This window comes from Kocuria aegyptia (assembly GCF_039530085.1).
Lineage (GTDB): Bacteria > Actinomycetota > Actinomycetes > Actinomycetales > Micrococcaceae > Kocuria > Kocuria aegyptia.
The window spans coordinates 47,825-70,912 of the sequence record NZ_BAAAOA010000005.1 but is presented as its reverse complement, the minus strand read 5'-3'; the positions used below and the strand labels follow the sequence as shown (position 1 = coordinate 70,912).

Genomic DNA, 23,088 nt, shown 5'->3' with positions numbered 1-23,088 from the left:
GGGCCACCTGGTCCTGTGGGAACGTCCGGAGCGGGCCGTCGTCGACCTGGTGGCCTTCCTGGACCACCTCGGCGGCTGACGCCGGCCCCGCCACGCCCGCCCGCGCCGCCGGCCGCCGCGGCACACCGCGGCGGCTCCCTCGGGAGGTCAGGCGCTGCCGGGATCCGCCCGGAAGCGGCCCGGGGCCAGGGCGGCGGCCGTTCCCGGGGCGCACCACGGGCCCACTGCGCCGTCCAGGAGCAGATCCGCGGCCGCCCGGGCCATGGCGGTGCTCGTCTGGAAGCCGTAGCCGGACTGGCCGGCCAGCCACAGGACGCCGGGGACGGCACGGTCGAAGCCGCACACGGGCACGCCGTCCGGGGACTCGGTGCGCAGCCCGGTCCAGGCCCGCTCGATCGCGGTGGCGCCGAGGGAGGTCACGGTGTTGAGCCGCGCCATGAGGTCCTCGACGTCCTCGAGCACCGGCTGCGCGTCGCAGGGCTCGCTCGGCACGGCCTCGGACGGCGAGACGAGCGCGCCGTCCCCGGCCCGCCGGTAGTACCAGCCGTGGTCCGCGGCGACGACCATGGGGTGGTCCGGGGCCAGCGGCTTCGCGAGCCGCACCAGGGCGGCGGTGCGCCGCAGCGGCTGCAGGCCCAGCGGGGCCGCACCGAACCGGGCCGCCACCTCGTCGGCCCAGGCGCCTGCGGCGACGACCACCTGCCGGGCGCGCAGCCGGTGCGCCCCGGCCACGACCCGCCAGCCGGCGCCGTCGGGCTCCGCCGCGGTCACCGGCGCGCCGGTGAGCAACCGCGCGCCCGCCGCCGCGGCGCGGTCGCGGTGCCACGCCACGAGGGCCGCGGCGTCGGTGCGCACGGAGGTGCCGTCGAGGCGTCCGGCCTCGACCGTGTCGGCCGGGGAGCAGGCCAGCTCGGGGCACAGCTCCACGAGCTCCGCGCGGGACAGCGGCTGCATCCCCGGGGCGGCCTCGGCGCGCAGCCGTTCCTCGGTGCCCACGAGGACCATGCGGCTGGGCCAGGCCAGGGGCCGGGGCGGAGCGGGCCGCGGGTCGAGCAGCCGGGCCACGGTCGCCCCGGTCAGCTCCCGGACGGGGGCCGGGCCGTAGCTGGGGATCAGCTGCTCGGCCGAGCGCCCGGAGGTGTGCTGGGCCAGCACCGGTTCGGCCTCCACGAGCACGATCCCGGCCCCGCTCCCCCGCCGCTCGGCCAGCTCCGAGGCGAGGGACAGTCCGGCGATGCCGCCGCCGATGATGAGCACGTCGCACGCAGGGTCCATGCGCCCATGCTCGCACGCCGCGCGGGAACGCTCCGGGCGCTCGCCGGGCGGTTGCTTCCGGCGCGCACCGTGCGGCGAGGGGTCGTTCCCCGCGGGGATCCCCCGGGGACCTCCGCAGGGAACGGACCCCTCGGCGCTCGGACGGCACGGCACGCGGCCCCTCGGCGGGCGGGCGGGCGGGCCGGTCCGCCGGTCAGCCCTGGACGCCGAGCTTCTGCAGGATCAGCTCGCGCACCCGGCCCGCGTCGGCCTGGCCGCGGGTGGCCTTCATGACCGGGCCGATGAGCGCGCCGACGGCCTGGACCTTGCCGGCCTGCACCTTCGCCACAACGTCGGGCATCTGCGCCATGGCGTCGTCGATCGCCGCGGTGAGCACGCCGTCGTCGGAGACGACCGCCAGGCCGCGCTGCTCCACGATCTCGCCCGGGGAGCCCTCGCCCTCGAGGACGTGGGCCAGGACCTTCTTGGCGAGCTTGTCGTTGATCCTGCCGGCGCCGATGAGCCCGTCGAGCTCGACGACGTGCGCCGGGGTCACCCCGAGCTCGGCGATCTCGACCTCCCGCTGCTTGGCCAGGCGGGCGATCTCGCCCATCCACCACTTGCGGGCCGCGGAGGGCGCGGCCCCGGCGGCGACGGTCTGCTCGATCTCGTCGAGGACCCCCGCGTTGACGACGTCCCGGAACTCCTCGTCGGAGAACCCCCAGTCGGCCCTGAGCCGCTTCCGGCGCTCGGCCGGGGGCTCGGGCAGCTCGGCCCGCAGCCGCTCGATCCACGCGTGGTCGGTCACGACCGGCACGAGGTCGGGCTCCGGGAAGTAGCGGTAGTCGTCGGCGTCGGACTTGGGGCGCCCGCTCGTGGTGGAGCGGGTGTCCTCGTGCCAGTGCCGGGTCTCCTGCACGATGGTCCCGCCGGAGTCGAGGACCGCCGCGTGGCGCTGGATCTCGAAGCGCACCGCGCGCTCCACGGCGCGCAACGAGTTCACGTTCTTGGTCTCGGAGCGGGTGCCGAACGTGGCGCTGCCCTTGGGCATGAGCGAGACGTTGGCGTCGCAGCGGACGTTGCCGCGCTCCATCCTCGCGTCCGAGATCCCGAGGTTCTTCACGATCTCCCGGATCAGGGCCACGTAGACGCGGGCCAGCTCGGGCGCGCGGGAACCGGCGCCCACGATGGGCTTCGTCACGATCTCGATCAGCGGGACGCCGGCGCGGTTGTAGTCGACCAGGGAGAAGTCGGCGCCCTGGATGCGCCCTGCGGCACCGCCCATGTGCGTGAGCTTCCCGGCGTCCTCCTCCATGTGGGCGCGCTCGATCTCGACCGTGAACACGGTCCCGTCCTCCAGCTCCACGTCGACGGAGCCGTTCTCGGCGATCGGCTCGTCGTACTGGGAGGTCTGGAAGTTCTTGGGGGTGTCCGGGTAGAAGTAGTTCTTCCGGGCGAAGTGGGAGACCGGGCGGATCTCGCAGCCCAGGGCGAGCCCGAGCTTGATCGCCGACTCCACGGCCACCCGGTTCACCACGGGGAGCACCCCGGGCAGGCCCAGGGAGACCGGGGTGACGTTGGTGTTCGGCTCGTCCCCGAAGACGTTGGGGGCGGCGTCGAACATCTTGGTCCGGGTGTTGAGTTCCACGTGGACCTCGAAGCCCAGCACGGGGTCGTACTTCTCCATGGCCTCGTCGAAGGACAGGACCTCTTCGGTGCTCTGGGTCATCAGCGGGCTCCTCCCCGGACGGGTGCGGACAGATCGGACGCGACGGGGCCGCCGGCCCCGTCCCGGACCAGGGCGGCGGTGTCCGGCAGCTGCTGCCAGACCGGGCCGCCCCAGCGCTGCTCGAGCAGCGCCTCGAGGCCGGCGCCGGCGCGGTAGAGCCGGGCGTCCTGGCGGGCCGGGGCCATGAACTGGATGCCCACGGGCAGCCCGTCCTCGGGGGCGAGGCCGCCGGGCACGGAGATCGCGGGGACCCCGGCCAGGTTGACGGGGATGGTGGCGATGTCGTTGAGGTACATCTGCATGGGGTCGGCGGACTCGTCGACGGCGCCCCGCTCGAACGCGGTGGTCGGGGACGTCGGGGAGACCAGCACGTCCACCTGCTCGAACGCGGCCGCGAAGTCCCGCTGCACGAGGGTGCGGACCTTCTGCGCCGAGCCGTAGTAGGCGTCGTAGTAGCCCGCGGACAGCGCGTAGGTGCCCAGGATGATGCGGCGCTTGACCTCCGCGCCGAAGCCCGCGGCCCGCGTGGAGCCCATCACGCGCTCGATGGTCAGGGGCCCGTCCGCCGGCAGCACACGGCGGCCGAAGCGCACGCCGTCGTACTTGGCCAGGTTCGAGGAGACCTCCGAGGACATGATGAGGTAGTAGGCGCCCAGGGCGTACGTGAAGTTCGGGGTGGAGACCTCCACGACCTCGGCGCCCGCCGAGCGCAGCAGCTCCACGGCCTCGTCGAAGCGCTGCTGGACCCCGGGCTGGAACCCCTCGCCCGTGAGCTCCTTGACGACGCCCACGCGCAGGCCCGCGAGCCCGCCCTCGGCGGCACCGGCCCGGGCCTGGGCGGCGAGGTCACCGACCGGGTCGGGCAGGGACGTGGAGTCCTGCGGGTCGTGCCCGCCGATCACCTCGTGCAGCAGCGCGGCGTCGAGCACCGTGCGCGTCACGGGGCCCACCTGGTCGAGGGAGGAGGCCATGGCGATCACGCCGTAGCGCGAGACCCCGCCGTAGGTCGGCTTGACGCCCACCGAACCGGTCAGGGCCGCGGGCTGGCGGATGGACCCGCCGGTGTCCGTGCCCAGGGCCAGCGGCGCCTGGAACGCGGTGACGGCCGCGGCGGACCCGCCGCCGGACCCGCCCGGGATGCGGGACAGGTCCCACGGGTTGGCGGTGTCGCCGAAGGCGGAGTGCTCGCTGGAGGAGCCCATCGCGAACTCGTCGAGGTTCGTCTTGCCCAGCAGCGGCATCCGGGCGGCGCGCAGCCGCCGGGTCACCGTGGCGTCGTACGGGCTCATCCAGCCCTCGAGCATCCGCGACGCCGCCGTGGTGGGCTGGCCCTTGGTGACGATGAGGTCCTTGACGGCGATCGGCACGCCGGCGAGCTCGGGCAGCTCCTCGCCGCGGGCGCGCGCGGCGTCCACCTCGGCGGCCACGGACAGGGCCTCCTCGGTGTTGACGTGCAGGAAGGCGTTGAGCCCCGTCTTGCCGCGGCTGCGGTCGGCGGGGTCGACGGGGTCGCCGTCGGTCTCCTGGATGCGGTCCAGGTGGGCCTGGACGGCATCGACGGAGGTGACCTCGCCGGCGGCGAGTCGGCGGGCGAGCTCGGCGGCCGAAAGGCCGACGACGCCCTGCGGGGTTCCGGTGCTGCTCATGGGGCTACTCCTCGTCCAGGATGGCGGGCACCTTGAACTTGCCCTCGGCGGCGTCCGGTGCGTTGAGCAGCGACTCCTCGGCGGTGAGGGTCTCGCCCACGACGTCCTCGCGGAAGACGTTCTGCAGCGGGATGGGGTGGCTCGTGGCCGGGACGTCCGGTCCGGCGACCTCGCTGACGGAGGCGACGGAGTCGACGACGAGGTCGAGCTCCGTCGCCATGGACCGCAGCTCCTCCTCGGTCATCTCGAGGTGCGCGAGCTTCGCCAGGTGGGCGACCTGCTCGCGGGTGATCGCAGACATGCGCACTCCTGCTCGTGATCGGGGGTGGTTTCCGGTCCAGTCTAGCCGCGCGGCACTCCCCTCCTTCCCGGCCGTGGGGGTCCCCGCAGGGGCATACCCTGGAGGGGAGCACCGACCACCACACAGGAGCACCCGGACATGGCCAAGAGCACCCCCGCCCGCACGAAGAAGGACCGCGGCGCCAAGACCCGGCGCCCCGGCGCCCGCCCGGGGAAGGCCGCGCGCGCGACGTCCGCCACGGACGCCGCCAACGCGTGGCGCCAGCGGGTCAGCAAGGACGCCGCCGCGACCATCGACACGGTCATGGCCCACGTGCAGGCCGTGGCCGAGCAGCAGCTGGGGCAGCACGGGGCGTTCCCCGCCTTCCTCGTGACCGCCCGCAAGGACGGCGAGTACGAGCTCGACAGCCTGCCGGCCGAGCAGGCCGAGGAGCTGAGCCCCGAGTCCGTCCTGGACGCCCTGCGGGCCAGGGCGGTGGAGCTGCGGGACGACCTCCTCTGCGCCGCGGTCGCCTTCCCCGTGACCCTGCCGGACCGGTCCGGGCAGACCGCCGTGGCCGTGGAGGCCCAGCACCGGGAGGGCGAGTCCCTGACGGTGATCCAGCCGTACCGGGTCAAGGGCGCCGAGCGCTCCGTGAGCTTCGGCGACGCCGGGGTCGAACCCGCCGAGCCGTGGCTGTGGACCTGAGCGGACGCCGCCGCCCCGCCCCGGCGCTCGCCGGGCACGCGAGAGGGCCCCTCCGGACGGAGGGGCCCTCTCGCGTGCTGTCGCGCGGCGCGGCCGCGCGGCTCGCCGATCCGGTGGGGATCAGGCGGGGATGTTGAACACCTGACCGGGGAAGATCAGGTTCGGGTCGGAGACGACGTCCGCGTTGGCGGCGTACAGGTCTTCCCAGTTCTCGATGCCGAGCTTGTCGGCGATGGAGCCGAGGGTGTCGCCCGCGACCACGGTGTAGGTCCCGGTGGACGCGGCGGCCGGGGCCACGGGGGCGGCGGGGGCGACGTACTCGACGACCGGGGCCTCAGCCTCAGCGGCGGCCGGGGCCGGCGCGGGGGCGGCGACCGGGGCGGGGGCGGCGGCCGGGGCGGGAGCCTCGATCGGGGCCGGGGCCTCGACGGACTGCGGCTTCACCACGGAGGCCGCGGAGGCGGAGCCCATCGGGTTGGCGGAGGGAGCGGCGGAGCCGGACAGGCCCAGCTTCGCGGAGCAGGCGGGCCACGCGCCCCAGCCCTGGCCGTCGAGGACGTTCTCGGCCACGGCGATCTGCTGCTCCCGGGAGGCCTCCTGCGGGGCGCCCTGGCCGCCGAAGGCGGCCCAGGTGGAGGGGGTGAACTGCAGGCCGCCGGAGAAGCCGTTGCCGGTGGCGGTGTTCCAGTTGCCACCGGACTCGCACTCGGCGAGGGCGTCCCAGGTGGAGGCCGGGGCGGCGTTGGCCGGAAGGGCCATGGCACCCACGGCGGTCCCGCCGAGGATCAGGGCGGCGGCACCGCGACGGACATTGCGACGAACAGCGTTGGCGTTGGTCATGATGCTCCCTGGGCCACCTGCGCTCGTTTCCGTCCCCGGATGTCTTCGCGCCGTCGTCTACCCGTCAAGGTGTTGGTGGGTAAGTGCTTACAGGTGTCTGCCCTTCAGACGACGTGCGGTGTTACGGCAGCACCCAGCATGGTGTGGTGGCGCGCCCGGAGCAGGACTCCAGGCACACCGGATCCCCGGAGGAATCCTCGGGGAAGCTGTTTATCACGATAGCGTAACGATTGTTCGTTGCGCTACCCCTGATGGCCCGTCGTGAGGTATCACACGTTCGCGCTCTGCAGGGGGTGCCGGCCCGTGAAGGACGCCGGCGCCGGACCGTGCGGTCCGGGAAGCGGAGGGCACGCCCTCGGGAAGAACGCTTCGAAGGTCACGCTATGGCAACTTTTTGATCTCGGTCAAGTTACGAGAGGCATCTCACAGTGCCGGTGGGCCGGGCCGCGTCCGGCGCTCAGCCCGGAATGCCGCGCTCGCGTGCGGTGATCCAGGCCGCGAGACGGTCGTCGGCCGGCACCTCGCCCGCCGCCGGAGAGGGCAGCTCGGGCCGGGTCACGAGCGCGCCGGCCTCCTCGGCGATGAGCGCGCCGGCGGCCCAGTCGTGCTCGTGCAGGCCCTGCTCGCCGTACCCGTCGAGCGCGCCGTCCGCGACCATGCACAGGTCCAGGGCCGCCGAGCCGAGGCGCCGCAGGTCCGTGTACTGGCGCATGGTGGCCAGGAAGGCCGGGAACTGGCGCTCGCGCCGGGTGGCGTCGAAGGAGAAGCCGGTGCCGTAGAGCCGGCCCGGACGGTCCGGAACGGGTCCCTCGAGCCGGCGGGACGTGCCGTCCGCCTCCACCCACGCGCCGGCGCCGCGCACGGCGAAGTAGGTGCGGCGCAGGGCCGGGGCGTTGACGGCGCCCACCAGCCAGTTGCCCTGGGCATCGGCGGCGGCCACGGAGGTGCAGTAGTAGACGATGCCGCGGATGAAGTTGGTGGTGCCGTCGAGCGGGTCCACCGACCAGCGGATCCCGGAGGGGTGCTCCGGCCGGTGAGTGCCCGACTCCTCGCCGGTGACGGTGTCGTGCGGGCGGCTGTCCAGGATCGTGCGCAGCACCGCCTGCTCGGCGGCGACGTCGAAGCGGGTGACCCAGTCCCCCTCGCCGGACTTGCCGGTGACGCCCAGCCGGTCGGTGTCGCGGCCCCGCAGGACTTCCGCCCCGGCCTCGGCGGCCGCCAGGGCCAGCTCCAGCAGCTCCTCCAGGTGGGCGCCGGTCGGGCCGAGGCCCTCCAGCGCGTCGTCGTGGCGTCCCATGCTCAAACCCCGTCCTCGTCGTCCGTGCTGTTGTCCGCGCCGGCTCCCGCGCCGGCAAGGGCGTCCGGTCCCTCGGCGAGGAGCCGTTCGAATCCCGCCTCGTCGAGCACGGGCACGCCGAGCTGCTCGGCCTTGTCCAGCTTGGTGCCGGCGTTCTCGCCCGCCACCAGGAAGTGCGTCTTCTTCGACACGGAGCCGGAGGCCTTCCCGCCGCGCAGCAGCACCGCCTCCTTCGCCGAGTCGCGGCTGAAGCGCTCGAGGGTGCCGGTGATCACCACGGTGGTGCCCTCGAGGGTCCGGGGCACGGACTCGTCCACCTCGTCCTCCATGCGCACGCCCGCGGCCGCCCAGCGCTCCACGATCTCGCAGCGCCACGGCTCGGCGAACCACTCGGTGAGGGCCGCGGCGATCACGGGCCCCACGCCGTCGGCCTGGGCCAGGGTCTCCTCGTCGGCGTCGCGGATGGCCGGCAGCGAGCCGAAGGCCGTGGCCAGGGACCGCGCCGCGGTCGGGCCGACGTGCCGGACGGACAGCGCCACGAGCACCCGCCACAGCGGCTGCGACTTGGCCTTCTCGAGCTCCTCGAACAGCTTGCGGGTGGTGGCGGTGGGCTCGGACGGCTTCTTGGCCGTGCCCTTCGTCCAGAAGTAGGGCACGAGCTCGGTCTCGCCCGTGGGCGTGCCGCGCGACCTCTTCTCCCGTCGGATCCGCACCTCGCGCAGGTCCTCGGGGGTGAGGTCGAAGAGGTGCGCCTCGCTGGTGAGCGGCGGGGTCTCCGGCTCGTCGGGCCGGGTCAGGGCGAGGGCGGCCTCGTAGCCGAGGGCCTCGATGTCGAACGCGCCGCGGCCGGCGGCGTGGAAGACCCGCTCCCGCAGCTGGGCCGGACAGCTGCGGGCGTTGGGGCAGCGGATGTCGACGTCGCCCTCCTTGGCCGGGCGCAGCTCCGTGCCGCAGGACGGGCAGGAGGTGGGCATCACGAACTCGCGCTCCGTGCCGTCGCGCAACGCCACTACGGGTCCCACGATCTCGGGGATCACGTCCCCCGCCTTGCGCAGCACCACGGTGTCCCCGATGAGCACGCCCTTGGCCTTGACCACGTCCTGGTTGTGCAGGGTGGCCATCTCCACCGTGGACCCGGCGACCCGCACCGGCTCCATGAGCCCGAAGGGGGTGACCCGCCCGGTGCGGCCCACGTTGACCAGGATGTCCTTGAGCTTCGTGTGCACCTCCTCGGGCGGGTACTTGTAGGCCACGGACCAGCGGGGCACCCGGGAGGTGTGCCCGAGCCGGAACTGGGTGCGGCGGTCGTCGACCTTGACCACGATGCCGTCGATCTCGTGGATGAGGTCGTGGCGGCGGCGGCCGTACTCCTCGATGAACGCGAGGACGTCCTCGGCGGTCGGCAGCACCTTGCAGTACGGGCTGACCGGCAGGCCCCACCGTTCGAGCAGCTCGTAGACCTGGGACTGGGTGTCGGCCTGCAGGCCCGTGGCGGCGCCCACGCCGTGCACGTACATCGACAGCCGGCGCCGGGCCGTGACCTCGGGGTCCTTCTGCCGCAGCGAGCCGGCCGCGGCGTTGCGGGGGTTGGCGAAGGGCGCGCGGCCCTCGGCCACGATCGCCTCGTTGAGGGAGCGGAAGTCGCGGGAGGAGATGAACACCTCGCCGCGGATCTCGACCTCCTCGGGGACGTCCTCGCCGGTAAGCGTGGTGGGGATGGTCGCGATGGTGCGCACGTTGTGCGTGACGTCCTCGCCGGTGGTGCCGTCCCCCCGGGTCGCGGCCCGCACGAGCTCGCCGTCCCGGTAGAGCAGGTTCACGGCCAGTCCGTCGATCTTCAGCTCGGTGAGCCACGCGGACTCCGGGGCGTCCGGCAGCGCCTCGATCGAGGCGGAGGTCTTCGCCATCCAGGCCGTGAGCTCGTCGATCGAGAAGACGTCCTCCAAGGAGTACATCCGGGCCAGGTGCTTCACGGGCGCGAACGCCGCGGAGACCTCGCCGCCGACCTCCTGGGTGGGCGAGTCGTTGGACACCAGCTCCGGGTTCAGCGCCTCGATCTCCTCGAGCCGCCGGTAGAGCCCGTCGTACTCCGCGTCCGAGATGGTGGGCGCGTCCTCGACGTAGTAGGCGGTCCGGGCCGCGCGCACCCGGTCCACGAGCTGGGCGTACTGCTCCTTGAGGTCCTCGCTGGGCGGGGCGGGGTTGAGGTCCTGGCCGGTGGCGTCGACGGGCCGCGCGTCTGTCCTCTGCTGTGGGCTCACTCGACCATTGTGGCCCACGCGCCGGGCGGCACCGTCGATCCGCCCCGCGGCGGCGGGTCAGCCGTCCAGCCGCGCCACCGTCCCCGTGAAGTGCGGGCGCCCCCGCCGCGGATCCCACCCGGCGAAGCGGGAGCCCCGCCAGCCGGCGCCCCGCCCGTCGTCGGTGATCGCCACCGCGACCGTGCCGGGGAGCAGGACCGGGGCCGCGAACGCCACCGTCCAGCGGAAGGGCACCCCGGGCGGCACCCCGACCTCGGCCAGGGCGCGCGAGGCGGAGTACATGCCGTGGGCGATGGCGCCCTTCAGGCCGAGGGCCCGGGCGGTCGGGCCGGAGAGGTGGATCGGGTTCCAGTCCCCGCTCACCGCGGCGTAGTCCCGTCCGGTGCCGGCCGTCAGTCGCCAGCACCCGGTCGGTGCCGGCGGCACGAACTCCTCGCGCGGGGCGTCGCCGGCCGTCCCGGGCACGCGCACGCCCTTGGCGAGGTAGGTGGAGCGGCCCGTCCAGACGGTCCCGCCGTCCTCCCGCGCGAGGCGGGCGACGACGTCGACCTGCGCGCCGGAGCGGTGCGGGCGCAGCCGTTCGGCGGAGGCGGTGACCGTGAGCTCCTCCCCCACCATCACGGGTCCGCGGTGCTCGACGTCGTTGGCCAGGTGCACCATGCCGAGGACCGGCAGCGGGAAGTCCGGGCGGGTCAGCACGCTCATGGCCACCGGGAACGCCAGGGCGTGCAGGTGCCCGGAGAAGGCCTCGGTGCCGCCGGGGCCCCCGCGCAGCGGCGCGCCGACCGTGCGGCAGAACGCCTCGTGCCGGGCGGGGTCGACGGCCACGCCCTCCACCACGTGCGCCGCCGGCGGCAGCTCGAGCGGGGTCCCGCCGGCGCCGCGCGGGTGCCCGGCCCGCCGGCCGGGCAGCCGGTCCGGCAGCCGGTCCGTGAGGGCGCGCGGCAACAGTCCCCCGGCGGCGCCCGCCGCGGCGCGGGCGTAGAGCCCGCCCAGGGAGGGGACGCCGGGAAGGACCAGGGTCTCGGGCCGGCCGCCGTCCATGCTCACGCCCCCACCAGGTTCTGGCCGCACACGCGCAGCGTCTGCCCGTTGACGCCGCCGGCGGCGTCCGAGGCCAGGAAGAGCACGGCCTCGGCCACGTCCTCCGGCAGCCCGCCCTGCTGCAGGGAGTTCAGCCGGCGCGCGACCTGGCGGCGGGCCGCCGGGATCCGGGCCGTCATCTCGGTCTCGATGAACCCGGGGGCCACGGCGTTGATGCTGCCGCCGCGCCGGGCCAGCAGGGGCGCGGTGGCGGCGACCATCCCGATCACCCCGGCCTTCGAGGCGGCGTAGTTGGTCTGGCCGCGGTTGCCCGCGACACCGCTCGTGGACGCCAGGGAGACGATCCGCGGCGCCTCGCCCAGGCCCTCGCCCGCCAGGAGCTGCTCGTTCATCCGCAGCTGCGACTCGAGGTTCACGGCCAGCACCGAGGCCCAGCGGGTCTCGTCCATGTTGGCCAGCAGCTTGTCCCGGGTGATCCCGGCGTTGTGCACCACCACGTCCAGGTGCCCGAAGCGCTCGCGGGCGAGCCCGAGGATCCGCTCCCCGGCGTGCGCGTCCGTGACGTCGAGCTGGAGCGCCACGGCATGGATCTCGTTGGCCAGGGCGGCCAGGGGCTCGCCCGCGCCCGGGACGTCCACGACGACGACGCGGGCGCCGGCGCCGGTGAGCGTGCGGGCGATCTGCGCGCCGATCCCGCGGGCGGCGCCGGTGACGGCGGCGACCTTGCCCCGCAGGGGGGCCTCCCAGTCCGCGGGCAGGGCCCCGGCGTCGTCGCCGACCGTCACGAACTGCCCCGAGACGAAGGCGCTGCGCCCGGACAGCAGGAACCGCAGGGCGCCCAGCGCGCTGGGGGCCTCGGGGGCGACGCCCTCGGCGAGCAGGACGCCGTTGGCCGTGGCCCCGCCGCGCATCTCCTGCGCGGCCGAGCGCAGGAAGCCGACGACCGCCTGGCGGGCGGCGGCGACGGCCGGGTCGAGCGGCTCGGCCGCCGCCGGTGTCGCCGAGGCCGCGCCCGTGCCGATGCCCGGCGCGGGCCGGGAGACGGTGACCACCCGGCCGCCGGGGGCGAGCGAGCGCAGCACCCCGCCCAGGCCGAGCGCGGGCTCGGCCAGGTCGGCGGGCCGGGCGAGCCCGGTCAGGGCCAGCACGACCGCTCCGAACCGGTGGACGTCGTCGGGGTGGCGCCGCACGTCGAGGTCCCAGCCGAGCAGGGCCGCGGCGATCCGGTCGGCCTCCTCCCCCCGTCCCAGCACGAGGACGGGGCCGGGCACGAGCGGGTCCCCGGCGCGGTGGCGGCGCAGCCGGGCGGGGGCGGGCAGCCCGAGCTGCCGGGCGAGCCGGCCGCCGGGGCCGGAGCTGACGAGGTCGAGATAGGTGTCTGCCATGGGGGTGGGGTCCTTGCTGTGCGGAGCGTCGGGGAGGTCGGGGGTGCGGGCTCAGCGGGCCTCGAGGACCGCGGCGACGCCCAGGCCGCCGGCCGCGCAGACCGAGATGAGCCCGCGGGCGGGGCGGCCGGTCTCGTCGGCGCGCTCGCGCAGCAGCTTCGCGAGGGTGCCGACGATGCGCCCGCCGGTCGCGGCGAAGGGGTGCCCGGCCGCGAGCGAGGAGCCCGTGACGTTGAGCCTGCTCCGGTCCACGGTGCCGAAGGCGCCGGCCAGGCCCAGCCGTTCGCGGCCGAACTGCTCGTCCTCCCACGCCGCGAGGTTCGAGAGCACGGTCGCGGCGAAGGCCTCGTGGATCTCGACGAAGTCGAAGTCCTCGAGGGCCAGGCCCTGGCGGGCCAGCAGGCGGGGGACGGCGTAGGCGCCCGCCATCAGCAGGCCCTCGTCGCCGTGCACGAAGTCGACGGCGGCCGCCTCGACGTCCACGACGTCGGCGAGCACGGGCAGGGAGCGTTCCGCGGCCCAGTCCTCGGAGGCGAGCAGCACGGCCGAGGCGCCGTCGGTGAGGGCCGTGGAGTTGCCCGCCGTCATCGTGGCCTCGACGTCCAGGGACTTCCCGAACACCGGCTTGAGCCCGGCGAGCTTCTCGACGGAGCTGTCCGGGCGGAGGTTGTTGTCCCGGGACAGGCCGCGGAAGGAGGTGACGAGGTCGTCGAAGAACCCGCGCTCGTAGGCGGCGGCCAGGTTGCGGTGGCTCGCGGCGGCGAACTCGTCCTGGGCCTCGCGGGGAATGCCCCAGCGGGCGGTGGTGAGGGCCTGGTGCTCCCCCATGGACAGTCCCGTGCGCGGCTCCCCCGTGCCGGGGGCCACCGGCTTGAGGTCGGCCGGGCGCAGGCCCGCGAGGGCCTTGAGCTTCTGCCGGGTGCTCCTGGCCCGGCTGAGCTCGAGCAGGCCCCGGCGCAGCCGCTCGCTCACCACGATGGGCGCGTCCGAGGCCGAGTCGACACCGCCGGCCACGGCCGAGTCGATCTGGCCGAGCCGGATCTTGTTGACCAGCGTGGAGACGGTCTCCATGCCCGTGGCGCAGGCCTGTTGCACGTCGAAGGCGGGCGTGCGCGGGTCCAGCACCGAGCCGAGCACGGACTCGCGCGTGAGGTTGAAGTCCTTGGGGTGCTTGAGCACGGCGCCGGCGGCGACCTCGCCGATCCGCTCCCCCGCGAGGCCGTAGCGGGCGGCGAGGCCGTCGAGGGCGGCGGTGAGCATGTCCTGGTTGCCGGCGTTGGCGTAGGCGCCGTGCGCCCGCGCGAAGGGAATGCGGTTGGCGCCGACCACGACGGCGCGGCGGGCGACGCCCGTGCGCCCGGCGCCGCTGGGGGTCGTGTGCTCGGCGGTGGGCTCGACGGTCTGCTCGGGGGTGGACTCGCTCACAGGGAACTCCTCGGTGGTGTTGTGATGATGGTCACGTCACGAACGACAATACCTGATACTGTGGGTATCGTGAAACAGGTCGATGCCACTGACTCCGCCGCCCCGGGCGGCACGCCCGCCACGGACGGGCGCTCCTCCCGCTGGGCCCGGCACCGCGCGCAGCGCCGGATCGAGCTCATCCGCACGGCGCGCGGCGCCGTGGACGAGCTCGGCGCGCAGGCGTCCATGGAGGAGATCGCCACCGCGTGCAAGACCTCCAAGTCCGTCTACTACCGGTACTTCGGGGACAAGGCGGGGCTGCAGCGGGCGGTCGGCGAGTACACCGTGACGCGGATGCGCGACCGGCTCGAGGAGGCCGCCCGCGCGGCCGGCTCCTTCGAGGACTCGGTCGAGGCGATGGTCGCGGAGTACCTGCTCAGCATCGAGCGCTCGGCGTCGGTGTACCGCTTCGTCGTGGCCCTCCCGGCCGACCCCGGACGCTCCCGGCACGACCGGCACCGGGCCGAGCGGGCCCGCGGCGAGCGCTCCGGCAAGGAGGACGCCCCCGCCGCGGACGGCGGCGAGCGCCGGCTGCTCCAGGAGTTCGCCGAGTCCGTCAGCGGACTCCTCGCGGAGGCCCACGTGCGCCACACCCCCGCCGAGCACCGGCTGGCGGAGCCGGTGCTCAGCTACTGGGCCGCGTCCACGATCGGCATGGTGCGCGGCGCCGGCGAGGCCTGGATGAACACCCCCGAGGGCACGCAGCGCCCGTCCCGCGAGCGGATGACGGAGCTGATCGTGGGCTGGGCCGTCGACGGCCTGCGCCCGCCCGGCGCGCCCGTGCCGGAGCAGCCGCCCACCTGACCACCACCCGGGCCGGCGCGGACCCCGGCCGGCCCCCACCACCCCGTGACCGCACCGGCCACCGCCGGTCACCCACGACAGGAGCGACCATGACCACCACCGTCGACCGACCGACCACCGCCGGACCCGGCGCCGGCCCCACCACCGCGGACCGTGCCGCGATCCCGGCGCCGGCCGTGGACGTCGCCGCCCTCGGCGAGGTACTGCTCGGACGCTGGGCCGAGGTCCGGCGCGAGACCCGCCGGATGCTGCTCGACGAGCGGCTGCACCAGCAGCCCGACCTCGGCTACCGGGAGCACCGCGAGCGCGTGCTGGGCCAGCTGCACCTGCTGGTGGAGCACGGCACGATGAGCCGCGGGCTGCCGGAGGAGTACGGCGGGAACAACGACCCGGGCGGCAACGTCTCGGGCTTCGAGGAGCTGCTGCTGGGGGACCCCTCGATGCAGATCAAGGCCGGGGTGCAGTGGGGCCTGTTCGGCTCCGCGGTGCTCAACCTCGGCACCGAGGAGCACCACCGGCGCTGGCTCGCGGACATCCGGGACCTGAGGATCCCGGGCGTGTTCGCGATGACCGAGATCGGCCACGGCTCCGACGTCGCCTCGATCGGCACCACCGCCACGTACGACCCCGCCGCGGAGGAGTTCGAGATCCACACCCCCTTCACGGCGGCGTGGAAGGACTACCTCGGCAACGCCGCCGTGCACGGGCGCGCCGCCGTGGTCTTCGCCCAGCTCGTCACGCTCGGCGTGAACCACGGCGTGCACGCGTTCTGGGTGGACCTGCGGGACGAGGACGGCAACTTCCTGCCCGGCGTGGGGGGCGAGGACGACGGCCACAAGGGCGGGCTCAACGGCATCGACAACGGCCGGCTGCACTTCACCCGGGTGCGGGTCCCGCGCACGCACCTGCTGGACCGGTACGGCTCCGTGGCCGCGGACGGCACCTACAGCTCGCCCATCGCGAGCCCGGGCCGCCGGTTCTTCACGATGATCGGCACGCTGGTGCAGGGCCGGGTGTCCCTCGACGGCGCGGCCGTCCTGGCGAACAAGGCCGCGCTGAGCATCGCGATCCGCTACGGCAGCGAGCGCCGCCAGTTCAACGCCTCCTCCGACATCCAGGAGGAGGTGCTGCTGGACTACCAGCAGCACCAGCGGAGGCTGCTGCCGCGGCTGGCCGAGACCTACGCCATGCACTTCGCCCACCAGGAGCTGCTGCACCGGTACGACGACGTCTTCTCGGGACGGGAGGACACCGACGAGAACCGGCAGGACCTCGAGACCCTCGCCGCGGCCCTGAAGGCGCTGTCCACCTGGAGCGCCCTCGACACCGTCCAGGAGTGCCGTGAGGCCTGCGGCGGCGCGGGGTTCCTGACCCGGAACCGGCTGACCTCCCTGCGCCACGACCTGGACGTCTACGCGACGTTCGAGGGCGACAACACGGTGCTGCTGCAGCTCGTGGCCAAGCGGCTGCTCTCCGACTGGGCGGAGGAGTTCAAGCACGTCGACGTGGGCGTGATGGCCCGCTACGTGGCGGGGCGGGCCACCGAGGCGACCTACCACCGGTCGGGGCTGCGCAAGCTCGGCCAGGCGTTCCGGGACACCGGGGACGTGCGCCGCTCCGTCAACGCCCTGCGCGAGGAGTCCGCGCAGCGCGCGCTGCTCACGGACCGGGTGGGGACCATGGTCGCCGAGATCGCGGAGAACCTGCGGCCCGGCGCCAAGCTGCCCCGCGCGGAGGCGGCGGCGCTGTTCAACGAGAACCAGCACAAGCTCATCGCCGCGGCGCGCGCCCACGCGGAGCTGCTGCAGTGGGAGGCCTTCACCCGCGGCCTCGAGCAGGTCGAGGACCCGGGCACCCGCACGGTGCTCACCTGGCTGCGCGACGTCTTCGGGCTGCGGCTCATCGAGAAGAACCTCGCGTGGTACCTCTCCTACGGCCGGCTCTCCATGCGGCGCGGGCGCAGCCTCGACGAGTACATCGACCGGCTGCTGGCCCGCCTGCGCCCGCATGCCCTGGACCTCGTGGCCGCGTTCGAGCTCGAGCCGGAGCACCTGCGGGCCGAGATCGCCACGGGGATCGAGGCGCGGCGCCAGGAGGAGGCCGCCGAGCACTACCGGCGGCTGCGCGCCTCGGGCAGTGCCCCGGTCAAGGAGCGGGCCCCGCGCCGGGAGACCGCCACCCCCGCCGCCGGGGCGGCCGGCGAGAAGGCCCCGGAGGAGGCGAGGAGGGAGCGCCGGGCCGAGAAGCAGGCGGAGCGGCGCACGGAGCGCCGGGCCGAGCGCAAGCACGAGCGACGGCTCGCGCTGAAGCCGCGGAAGCTGGCGGCGCGCCGGGCCGCGGCGTCCGCGGAGCCGGCCGAGGCTCCGGAGCGCCCCGCCGGTACCGGGGCCGCCGCGGGCACTCCCGTGCCGCAGGACGCCTGACCCGCCGGCCGGTCGTCACCCCGGCGGCGGAGACCGCGACGAGGACGCCGCCCCGGGAGCGCCCGGGGCGGCGTCCTCGTGGTCCGGTCCCGCGCCGCGGGCGGGACCGGGGAGCGGTCGACAGGAGGCGACGCGGCAGGAGACGGCTCAGCGGGAGACGGCTCCGGCGAGGAGGTCGTCGATCTGGCCCATGGCCTGCCGCATGCCCTCCTCCATGCCCATCGCGGACATCTGCTCGAGCTGGTCCGCGCTCTCGAAGGTCGAGACCGTGGTCATCCGCGTCCGGCCGCCGACGGCCTCGAGCGTCACGACGCCGTGGGTGGCCCCCAGGGCCGGGTCCGGCTCGCCGTCCTCGTCCGCGAAGCCGTCGTCGAACTCCAGCCGGTGCGGGGGTTCCACGGCGGTGACCGTCCACCAGCCGCGGGCCTTCTCCCCGTCCGGGCCGGTCATGTAGTAGCGGCACCGCCCGTCCTCGGAGAGCTCGTGCTCCTCGAAGGTGGCGGGCCACTCGGGCGGCCCCCACCAGCGCTCGAGCTGGCGCGGGTCGGCCCAGACCTGCCAGACCCGCTCGACGTCCGCGGCGAACTCCGCGACGAACGTCAGGGTCAGCGCCTCCGTGTCCTTGTGCACGTCGATGACCGGCATGTCCTGCTCCCTTCCTACTGGGTCCCCCGGTCCCCGGGGGACGCCTCCTCGGCGAGGAGGTCCTCGATGGCGCGGGCACGCCCGCGCCAGATCTGCTCGTAGTCCTCCAGCAGCCCCGCCGCCCGGCGCAGCGTGGCCACGTTGCCGTGGACCACCTGCTCCCGGCCGCGCCGCTGCTTGGTGACCAGCGAGGCCCGCTCGAGCACCGCCACGTGCTTCTGCACGGCGGCGAAGCTCATCCGGTAGTGCGCCGCCAGCGCGGAGACCGACTGCTCCTGCCGGAGCACCCGCGTCACGATGTCCCGGCGCGTCGTGTCCGCGAGGGCCTGGAAGACGCGGTCGACGTCGGCGTCCGTCAGCTCTTTTCGTACAACCATTTGGTTGTAGGTTAGGGCGTCCGGCGCCCGGGCACAAGGGGTCCGCGCCCGGAGTCGGAGTGTGACCTCCACGGCCGCGGGACGGAGTCCCGGGGCTGGGCCGTGGAGCCGCTCAGTAGAGGCCCGCCGAGCCGCTCAGGTGGCGGTGCAGGCCGTGGGCCACGATGGTGTTGCCCAGCGCGTTCAGGTGCCGGCGGTCCGCGGCGACGACCGAGCGCGGGGGCAGCCCCTGGGCCAGCCACCGGCGGTCCTCGGCGGAGGCGCCGATCCGGTGGGGCCGCAGACCCGGCAGCGCCCACAGGCCGGGATCGCGCAGATCGGCCATGGTGTCGTAGAAGCGGCCGCCGTACTCGGCGCGGCAGGCGGCGTTCACCCCGCGCACCTGCTCCCACCCCGCCGTGCCGGGCCGGTCGGCGGCGGTGTGCCAGTGGCCCATCACCACGGACGTGTCCGGCTCGACCTGCCACGCCGCACGGATGTCGGAGAGCACCCGGTCCGGGTCCTCGATGTTGTTCTTGCCCGTCCACAGCAGGTGGACGTGGCCGCGGTGCTCCTCCTCCAGCGCCGTGCGCCAGCGCGCCGCCGACGCGGGCGCCACCTCGAGCGCGGCCCCGGGGGCCGCGCGGCGCAGCACCACCTCACCCTCGTCCCGCCCCACGGCCTGGATCGTGCACGGCAGCCCGGAGACGGTGCCCGGGATCGGGAGGTGGACGCTCGGCACCCGCCCGTCCACGGTGGGCACGACCAGCGACCCGTGGGCCGGGATCCGCCCGACCCCGTAGCCGGAGCCCAGCCGCGGCAGATAGGGATGGGCGCTGCTGCGCATCGACAGGGTCTGCCAGGACCGGTCGCCGCTGACCGCGCGGGAGGTCCCGGGCGCCTCCAGCAGCTGCGCGAGCAGGTCGTCGATGCGCACCGCGGGGAAGCCCCGCGGGCGGTCCCGGTGCAGCGCGCTGGCCGCCGAGGAGGAGCCCCACAGCACGAACGGGCGCCGCCCGGCGGAGGGCTCCGCCAGGGCGCCCCCGACGGCCCCCGAGGCGGCGAGCACGAGCCCGGAGAGGACGAAGGAACGGCGCGAGACGACCATGTTCTCAAAGGTAAACAGAGCGGGCGGGGCCGTCCCCGATGTGACGGACCGTGATGCCCCCCACTTCGGGGGACGCGGCGTCTCCCGAAGTGGGGGATCAGAAGCCGGGGGCGTACTCCCCCGGCCGCACGGCGTCGGCCACGATGACGGTGACGTTGTCCCGCCCGCCGGTGCGCAGCGCGGCCTGCAGCAGGACGTCGGCCGCCTCCTTCGGGTGCGGCACCGCGGCGAGCACCCGGGCCATGTGGGCGGGGCTCAGCTCGTTGGTCAGCCCGTCCGAGCACAGCATCAGCCGGTCCCCGTGCCGGGCCGGGAGCACCCACACGTCCGGCTCCCAGATCTGGCCGGTGCCCAGGGCACGGGTGATCACGTTGCGGCGCGGGTGCACCAGCGCCTGCGCGGAGGTCAGTTGGCCGATCGACACGAGGTACTGCACCTCGGAGTGGTCCACGGTCAGCTGCTCGATCCCCGGCCCGCCCTCTCCATCGCCGGCACGTCCCCGGGGCTGGGGTGCGACCAGCCGGTAGGTCCGGGAGTCGCCCGTGTTGAACACGACCCACAGCATGTGCCCGTCGATGTGCACCAGCCACACCCCGGTGACGGTGGTGCCCGCCCGGCCCTCCACGGCGTGCTGGATGTGCTGGTCCGCCTGCCACAGCACGGAGCGGACCCGGCGGACGGCCTCGATCGCGTCGTCGGGGATCTCCGGGTCCAGGCGCAGCTCGCGCTCCACCGTGGCGCGGAAGCGGACGATGTCCCGGAGCGGCTCGGGCTCGAGGACCTCGAAGCCCCGGAAGTCCTCCAGCTGGAACAGCGGCGAGGCCCCGAGCGTGCGCACGCACAGGGCGCTCGCCACCTCACCGGCCTCGTGCCCGCCCATGCCGTCCGCCACGGCGCACATCGTGGCCGTGACCACCAGGGCGTCCTCGTTGGACTCCCGGCGCAGGCCCCGGTCCGTGGACGCGCCCGCGCGGATGACGAGGGGTGCGCTCATTCGAAGTCGACCTCCAGCCCGGGACCGGCGCCCTGGGAGAGCGCGACGGGCTGGACGTCGCCGAAGCCCCGCACGTTGCGGGTGGGCTGCGGCAGGAGGATGAAGCGGTCGTCGCCGGAGAGCACCGCGGCGGTCGAGGCGTCGACGAGCACGGAGCCCGGCTCGGTCAGCGACACGAGCCGGGAGGCGAGGTTCACCGTGGGGCCGTAGATGTCCCCGAGCCGGGGCAGCACGCGCCCCCAGACGAAGGCCACGCGCGCCTGCGGGAGCTCGGGGTCGTCGCGGATGGCGCGGGCCAGGGCCAGGGAGATCTGGGCCCCGCCCTCGGGGGTCTCGGCGAGGAACATGACCTCGTCGCCGATGGTCTTGATGAGCCGGCCGGCGCCCACGGCGATCACCTCGGCGCAGCGGTGCTCGAAGCGCTGCACGAGGTTGGCCAGGGTCCGCTCGTTCATCTGCCGGGACAGCGAGGTGTAGGAGACGAGGTCCGCGAAGCCCACCCCGCGCGCGAGCGGCAGGATGGAGGACGCCCCGTCGTCGGAGGTGGGCCCGGTGGCGGTCGAGCCGTCGGGGCGCTCCACGCGCATCGCGAGCCGCTGCACGGCGGCGTTCATCTGGCGCCGCCACGAGTAGACCAGGAGGTTCTCGATCGCGTCGATGAGGTCCGGCAGCAGGTGCAGCAGCTGCCGGCGCGCGGCGGCGTCGGTCATGCCCCGGTGGACGACCATGTCCTCGACGAGCGCCTCGACCTGCCACACCACCATGCGGTCGGTCATCTGCCCGATCGAGCGCACCAGGGACAGGGCCGCCTCCTCGGTGACCTTCTCCTCGAGCACCATGGTGGACAGAACCCGGAGGGCCTCGGAGTCCTGCTCGGTGAACCAGAGGTCGTCGTCGGTGAGGTTCGGGAAGCCCAGGGCCCGCCACACCTTCCGCGCCGACAGCAGGGACAGCCCGCCCCGGCGTGCGGCCTCCCGGCGGCGCAGGACGCGCTCGGAGCCGAGGAGGGTCTGCTCGAGGGCCTGCACGGCGGCCTTGGACTCGTCCGAGCGGTAGAGGTTGGCCTGGACGGGGTTGTGCAGGTTCAGGTTCAGCTGTGCCGTCTGGGGGCCGAGCTCCGGCTCGCCCTGGGTCTCCGGGTCCTCACTCGCCACACGTCACTCCTGTTCCTGCTGGACGACCCGTCGGCTCCACGGTCGGTGCGGGGCGACGGACGGGCCCGGGCGTGGTGCCACGACCGCGTCGCGGTCCACTCTAGTGGGCCGCGGTCCCGGCGCGCCCCCGCCGGATCCGGGATCCCCGGCCCGGCCGGCGCCGCCCGCCGCCCACTCGTCCTCGGCGGCCCGGCGGATCAGTCCGGCCAGGCGCTGCGCCTCGGGGGCGTGCTCCAGGCGCAGGCCGCCGAAGGACCCGAAGTCGGCGACCACGCGCCCGTCGCGCCGGCCGAGGGCCGGGCTGCGCCGGCGCTCCACGGAGACACCGCGCAGCTGGTGGAGGGGCAGCGACACGGTCCTCCGGGCCCCGCCGGGGCGCAGCAGTACGAGATGGCGGGTGGTGAGCACGTAGCGGGTGCGCCACCAGCGCAGGAGCGGGCGCACGCAGCTGCGGAGCACCATCCAGCCGGCCGCGGCGAGCAGGGCGAGCTCCACCCCGGCGTGCACCGTGGTCCACGGCTCCGCCACGGGGCGCCAGCGCAGCTCGAGGGCCCGCTGGGCGAACGAGAGCGCGAACACCGTGAGCAGCAGCACCAGGAAGGGACGGGTCAGCCGCGCGCCGTGGGCGCGCGTGGACACGAGCACGCGCTCACCGGGCTGCAGGGCGGGACGGGCGGGCACGCTCAGGCCGTCCCGGGGGCCGGGGCGGGGCGCAGGTGCACCACGTCGCCCGCCGTGACCTCGCGCTGGGCGCCGCCGGCCTCGCGCACCAGCAGCCCCCCGTGCTCCCCGAGGCCCGTCGCGGTGCCCGTGACGGGGGCGGCCCCACCGGGCAGCTCGGCGCGCACCGTGCGGCCGAGGGTCTCCATCCGCTCGGTGATCCGGGCGCGCACCGCACCGCCGGGGCGCACGGCCGCGGCCGGGTCGGCGCAGAACTGCCGGTAGAGGGGGACGAAGGCACCCAGCACGGCCTCCAGGACGGCGGCGCGCTCGACCGCACGGCCGGTGGCGCGCCGCAGGGACGTGGCCGTGTCCACGGGCAGCTGCTCCTGGGCGACGTTGATGCCGGTGCCCAGGACCACCGCCGGGGGGCGCCGCTCGTCCAGGACGAGGCCGGCGAGCAGGCCGGCCACCTTCCGCCCGTCCACCAGGACGTCGTTGGGCCACTTGATCCGCGCGCCCGCACCCGCGAGCCCGTCCAGGGCGTCCACGACGGCCGCGGCCATCAGCAGGGTCAGCCACGGGAAGTGCTGGGTGGGCAGCGCCCGGCCGCGCCCGTCGGCCGGGCGGAGCAGGACGCTGAAGGTGAGCGCGGTGCCGGGCTCGGTGGTCCACACCCGGTCCAGCCGGCCGCGCCCCGCGCTCTGGTGACCGGTGAGCACGAGGGACAGGTCGGTCCACGGCCGGTCCGGGCGGGGCCCGCGCGCCTGCCGGGTCACGGCGGCCGTCAGGTGCTCGTTGGTGGAGCCGACCTCGTCGAGGACGTCGATCCGTCCCAGGCCGAGGTCTGCCAGGGCCGCGCGCACGGCGGGGGCGCGCAGGTCGTCGGCGCAGGGGTCGGGCACGGCTCTCCTCGCTCGGTCGTCTTGGTCCGGTGGTCTTGGTCCGGTGGTCCTGGTCCGGTGGTCCTGGTCCGGTCGTCGCGGTCCGGGGCGGGCGGTGCTGTCCGGCCGGGCGCCGTCCGCGTAGTGTTCGG

Annotated in this window: 20 protein-coding genes; 3 read left to right on the top strand and 17 right to left on the bottom strand. The window is 75.0% G+C overall.

Annotation, left to right across the window (positions count from 1 at the left end; genetic code table 11):
* Nucleotides 1–147 precede the first annotated feature (147 nt).
* The 4 genes from ABD220_RS00980 to gatC all read right to left on the bottom strand — a co-directional run bounded on the left by ABD220_RS00980 (nt 148) and on the right by gatC (nt 4,930).
* Nucleotides 148–1,275 carry an NAD(P)/FAD-dependent oxidoreductase gene (locus tag ABD220_RS00980; protein ID WP_344119019.1) on the bottom strand — a complete coding sequence of 376 codons (1,128 nt, stop codon included), beginning with the start codon at nt 1,273–1,275 and terminating at the stop codon, nt 148–150.
* A 193-nt stretch (nt 1,276–1,468) separates the two neighbouring features.
* Nucleotides 1,469–2,983: an Asp-tRNA(Asn)/Glu-tRNA(Gln) amidotransferase subunit GatB gene (gene gatB / locus ABD220_RS00975; RefSeq protein ID WP_344119017.1), complete on the bottom strand. Its 1,515-nt coding sequence runs from the start codon at nt 2,981–2,983 to the stop codon at nt 1,469–1,471.
* On the bottom strand, nt 2,983–4,629 hold the full coding sequence (gene gatA, locus ABD220_RS00970) for an Asp-tRNA(Asn)/Glu-tRNA(Gln) amidotransferase subunit GatA (protein ID WP_344119015.1): 1,647 nt from the start codon (nt 4,627–4,629) through the stop codon (nt 2,983–2,985). Before gatA ends, gatB begins: the two co-directional genes overlap by 1 nt.
* A gap of 4 nt (nt 4,630–4,633) precedes the next feature.
* Entirely contained in the window at nt 4,634–4,930 is a 297-nt protein-coding gene (gene gatC, locus ABD220_RS00965) for an Asp-tRNA(Asn)/Glu-tRNA(Gln) amidotransferase subunit GatC (protein WP_344119013.1), read from the bottom strand.
* Nucleotides 4,931–5,068: 138 nt separating this feature from the next.
* Here gatC and ABD220_RS00960 point away from each other — a divergent pair, with 138 nt between their 5' ends.
* Nucleotides 5,069–5,617, top strand: coding sequence for a hypothetical protein (locus ABD220_RS00960; RefSeq protein ID WP_344119012.1), 549 nt, complete (start codon nt 5,069–5,071; stop codon nt 5,615–5,617).
* A gap of 120 nt (nt 5,618–5,737) precedes the next feature.
* Here ABD220_RS00960 and ABD220_RS00955 read toward each other — a convergent pair whose 3' ends face one another.
* The 6 genes from ABD220_RS00955 to ABD220_RS00930 all read right to left on the bottom strand — a co-directional run bounded on the left by ABD220_RS00955 (nt 5,738) and on the right by ABD220_RS00930 (nt 13,869).
* Nucleotides 5,738–6,457 (bottom strand): transglycosylase family protein, encoded by a 720-nt coding sequence (locus ABD220_RS00955; protein WP_344119010.1) that lies wholly within the window; start codon nt 6,455–6,457, stop codon nt 5,738–5,740.
* Nucleotides 6,458–6,914: 457 nt separating this feature from the next.
* On the bottom strand, nt 6,915–7,754 hold the full coding sequence (locus tag ABD220_RS00950; protein WP_344119008.1) for an inositol monophosphatase family protein: 840 nt from the start codon (nt 7,752–7,754) through the stop codon (nt 6,915–6,917).
* A 2-nt stretch (nt 7,755–7,756) separates the two neighbouring features.
* Nucleotides 7,757–10,015, bottom strand: a complete 2,259-nt coding sequence (gene ligA / locus ABD220_RS00945; protein WP_344119006.1) for an NAD-dependent DNA ligase LigA — start codon at nt 10,013–10,015, stop codon at nt 7,757–7,759.
* Between the two features lie 57 nt (nt 10,016–10,072).
* Nucleotides 10,073–11,059 carry a MaoC/PaaZ C-terminal domain-containing protein gene (locus tag ABD220_RS00940; protein ID WP_344119282.1) on the bottom strand — a complete coding sequence of 329 codons (987 nt, stop codon included), beginning with the start codon at nt 11,057–11,059 and terminating at the stop codon, nt 10,073–10,075.
* Nucleotides 11,060–11,061: 2 nt separating this feature from the next.
* Nucleotides 11,062–12,444 (bottom strand): 3-oxoacyl-ACP reductase, encoded by a 1,383-nt coding sequence (locus ABD220_RS00935; protein ID WP_344119004.1) that lies wholly within the window; start codon nt 12,442–12,444, stop codon nt 11,062–11,064.
* A 51-nt stretch (nt 12,445–12,495) separates the two neighbouring features.
* The gene (locus tag ABD220_RS00930) at nt 12,496–13,869 is read right to left on the bottom strand and encodes an acetyl-CoA C-acetyltransferase (protein WP_344119002.1); all 1,374 of its coding nucleotides are present in this window, start codon (nt 13,867–13,869) and stop codon (nt 12,496–12,498) included.
* A gap of 69 nt (nt 13,870–13,938) precedes the next feature.
* Between ABD220_RS00930 and ABD220_RS00925 the strand changes: the two genes are divergently transcribed.
* Nucleotides 13,939–14,712, top strand: a complete 774-nt coding sequence (locus tag ABD220_RS00925) for a TetR family transcriptional regulator (protein WP_344119000.1) — start codon at nt 13,939–13,941, stop codon at nt 14,710–14,712.
* Between the two features lie 89 nt (nt 14,713–14,801).
* Nucleotides 14,802–17,135 (top strand): acyl-CoA dehydrogenase family protein, encoded by a 2,334-nt coding sequence (locus ABD220_RS00920; protein ID WP_344118998.1) that lies wholly within the window; start codon nt 14,802–14,804, stop codon nt 17,133–17,135.
* A gap of 147 nt (nt 17,136–17,282) precedes the next feature.
* Here ABD220_RS00920 and ABD220_RS00915 read toward each other — a convergent pair whose 3' ends face one another.
* The 7 genes from ABD220_RS00915 to ABD220_RS00885 form a co-directional block, all read right to left on the bottom strand.
* Nucleotides 17,283–17,780 carry an SRPBCC family protein gene (locus ABD220_RS00915; protein WP_344118996.1) on the bottom strand — a complete coding sequence of 166 codons (498 nt, stop codon included), beginning with the start codon at nt 17,778–17,780 and terminating at the stop codon, nt 17,283–17,285.
* Between the two features lie 14 nt (nt 17,781–17,794).
* Nucleotides 17,795–18,157, bottom strand: coding sequence for an ArsR/SmtB family transcription factor (locus ABD220_RS00910; RefSeq protein WP_344118994.1), 363 nt, complete (start codon nt 18,155–18,157; stop codon nt 17,795–17,797).
* 112 nt (nt 18,158–18,269) lie between these two features.
* Nucleotides 18,270–19,244: a hypothetical protein gene (locus ABD220_RS00905; RefSeq protein ID WP_344118992.1), complete on the bottom strand. Its 975-nt coding sequence runs from the start codon at nt 19,242–19,244 to the stop codon at nt 18,270–18,272.
* A 97-nt stretch (nt 19,245–19,341) separates the two neighbouring features.
* Nucleotides 19,342–20,238, bottom strand: coding sequence for a PP2C family protein-serine/threonine phosphatase (locus ABD220_RS00900; protein WP_344118991.1), 897 nt, complete (start codon nt 20,236–20,238; stop codon nt 19,342–19,344).
* A complete protein-coding gene (locus ABD220_RS00895) occupies nt 20,235–21,392 on the bottom strand; it encodes an adenylate/guanylate cyclase domain-containing protein (RefSeq protein ID WP_344118989.1) in 1,158 nt (385 codons plus the stop codon). The genes ABD220_RS00900 and ABD220_RS00895 overlap by 4 nt, the downstream gene beginning before the upstream one ends.
* A gap of 3 nt (nt 21,393–21,395) precedes the next feature.
* Complete coding sequence (locus ABD220_RS00890; protein WP_344118987.1) at nt 21,396–22,073, bottom strand: PH domain-containing protein; 678 nt, start codon at nt 22,071–22,073, stop codon at nt 21,396–21,398.
* 2 nt (nt 22,074–22,075) lie between these two features.
* Entirely contained in the window at nt 22,076–22,957 is an 882-nt protein-coding gene (locus tag ABD220_RS00885) for a biotin--[acetyl-CoA-carboxylase] ligase (protein ID WP_344118985.1), read from the bottom strand.
* Nucleotides 22,958–23,088: the final 131 nt, after the last annotated feature.

Excerpts from the sequence above, each read along its gene's own strand:
- ABD220_RS00980 (WP_344119019.1), bottom strand. The coding sequence starts at position 1,275 with ATGGACCCTGCGTGCGACGTGCTCATCATCGGCGGCGGCATCGCCGGA.
- gatB (WP_344119017.1), bottom strand. The coding sequence starts at position 2,983 with ATGACCCAGAGCACCGAAGAGGTCCTGTCCTTCGACGAGGCCATGGAG.
- gatA (WP_344119015.1), bottom strand. The coding sequence starts at position 4,629 with ATGAGCAGCACCGGAACCCCGCAGGGCGTCGTCGGCCTTTCGGCCGCC.
- gatC (WP_344119013.1), bottom strand. The coding sequence starts at position 4,930 with ATGTCTGCGATCACCCGCGAGCAGGTCGCCCACCTGGCGAAGCTCGCG.
- ABD220_RS00960 (WP_344119012.1), top strand. The coding sequence starts at position 5,069 with ATGGCCAAGAGCACCCCCGCCCGCACGAAGAAGGACCGCGGCGCCAAG.
- ABD220_RS00955 (WP_344119010.1), bottom strand. The coding sequence starts at position 6,457 with ATGACCAACGCCAACGCTGTTCGTCGCAATGTCCGTCGCGGTGCCGCC.
- ABD220_RS00950 (WP_344119008.1), bottom strand. The coding sequence starts at position 7,754 with ATGGGACGCCACGACGACGCGCTGGAGGGCCTCGGCCCGACCGGCGCC.
- ABD220_RS00940 (WP_344119282.1), bottom strand. The coding sequence starts at position 11,059 with ATGGACGGCGGCCGGCCCGAGACCCTGGTCCTTCCCGGCGTCCCCTCC.
- ABD220_RS00935 (WP_344119004.1), bottom strand. The coding sequence starts at position 12,444 with ATGGCAGACACCTATCTCGACCTCGTCAGCTCCGGCCCCGGCGGCCGG.
- ABD220_RS00920 (WP_344118998.1), top strand. The coding sequence starts at position 14,802 with ATGACCACCACCGTCGACCGACCGACCACCGCCGGACCCGGCGCCGGC.
- ABD220_RS00915 (WP_344118996.1), bottom strand. The coding sequence starts at position 17,780 with ATGCCGGTCATCGACGTGCACAAGGACACGGAGGCGCTGACCCTGACG.
- ABD220_RS00910 (WP_344118994.1), bottom strand. The coding sequence starts at position 18,157 with ATGGTTGTACGAAAAGAGCTGACGGACGCCGACGTCGACCGCGTCTTC.
- ABD220_RS00905 (WP_344118992.1), bottom strand. The coding sequence starts at position 19,244 with ATGGTCGTCTCGCGCCGTTCCTTCGTCCTCTCCGGGCTCGTGCTCGCC.
- ABD220_RS00900 (WP_344118991.1), bottom strand. The coding sequence starts at position 20,238 with ATGAGCGCACCCCTCGTCATCCGCGCGGGCGCGTCCACGGACCGGGGC.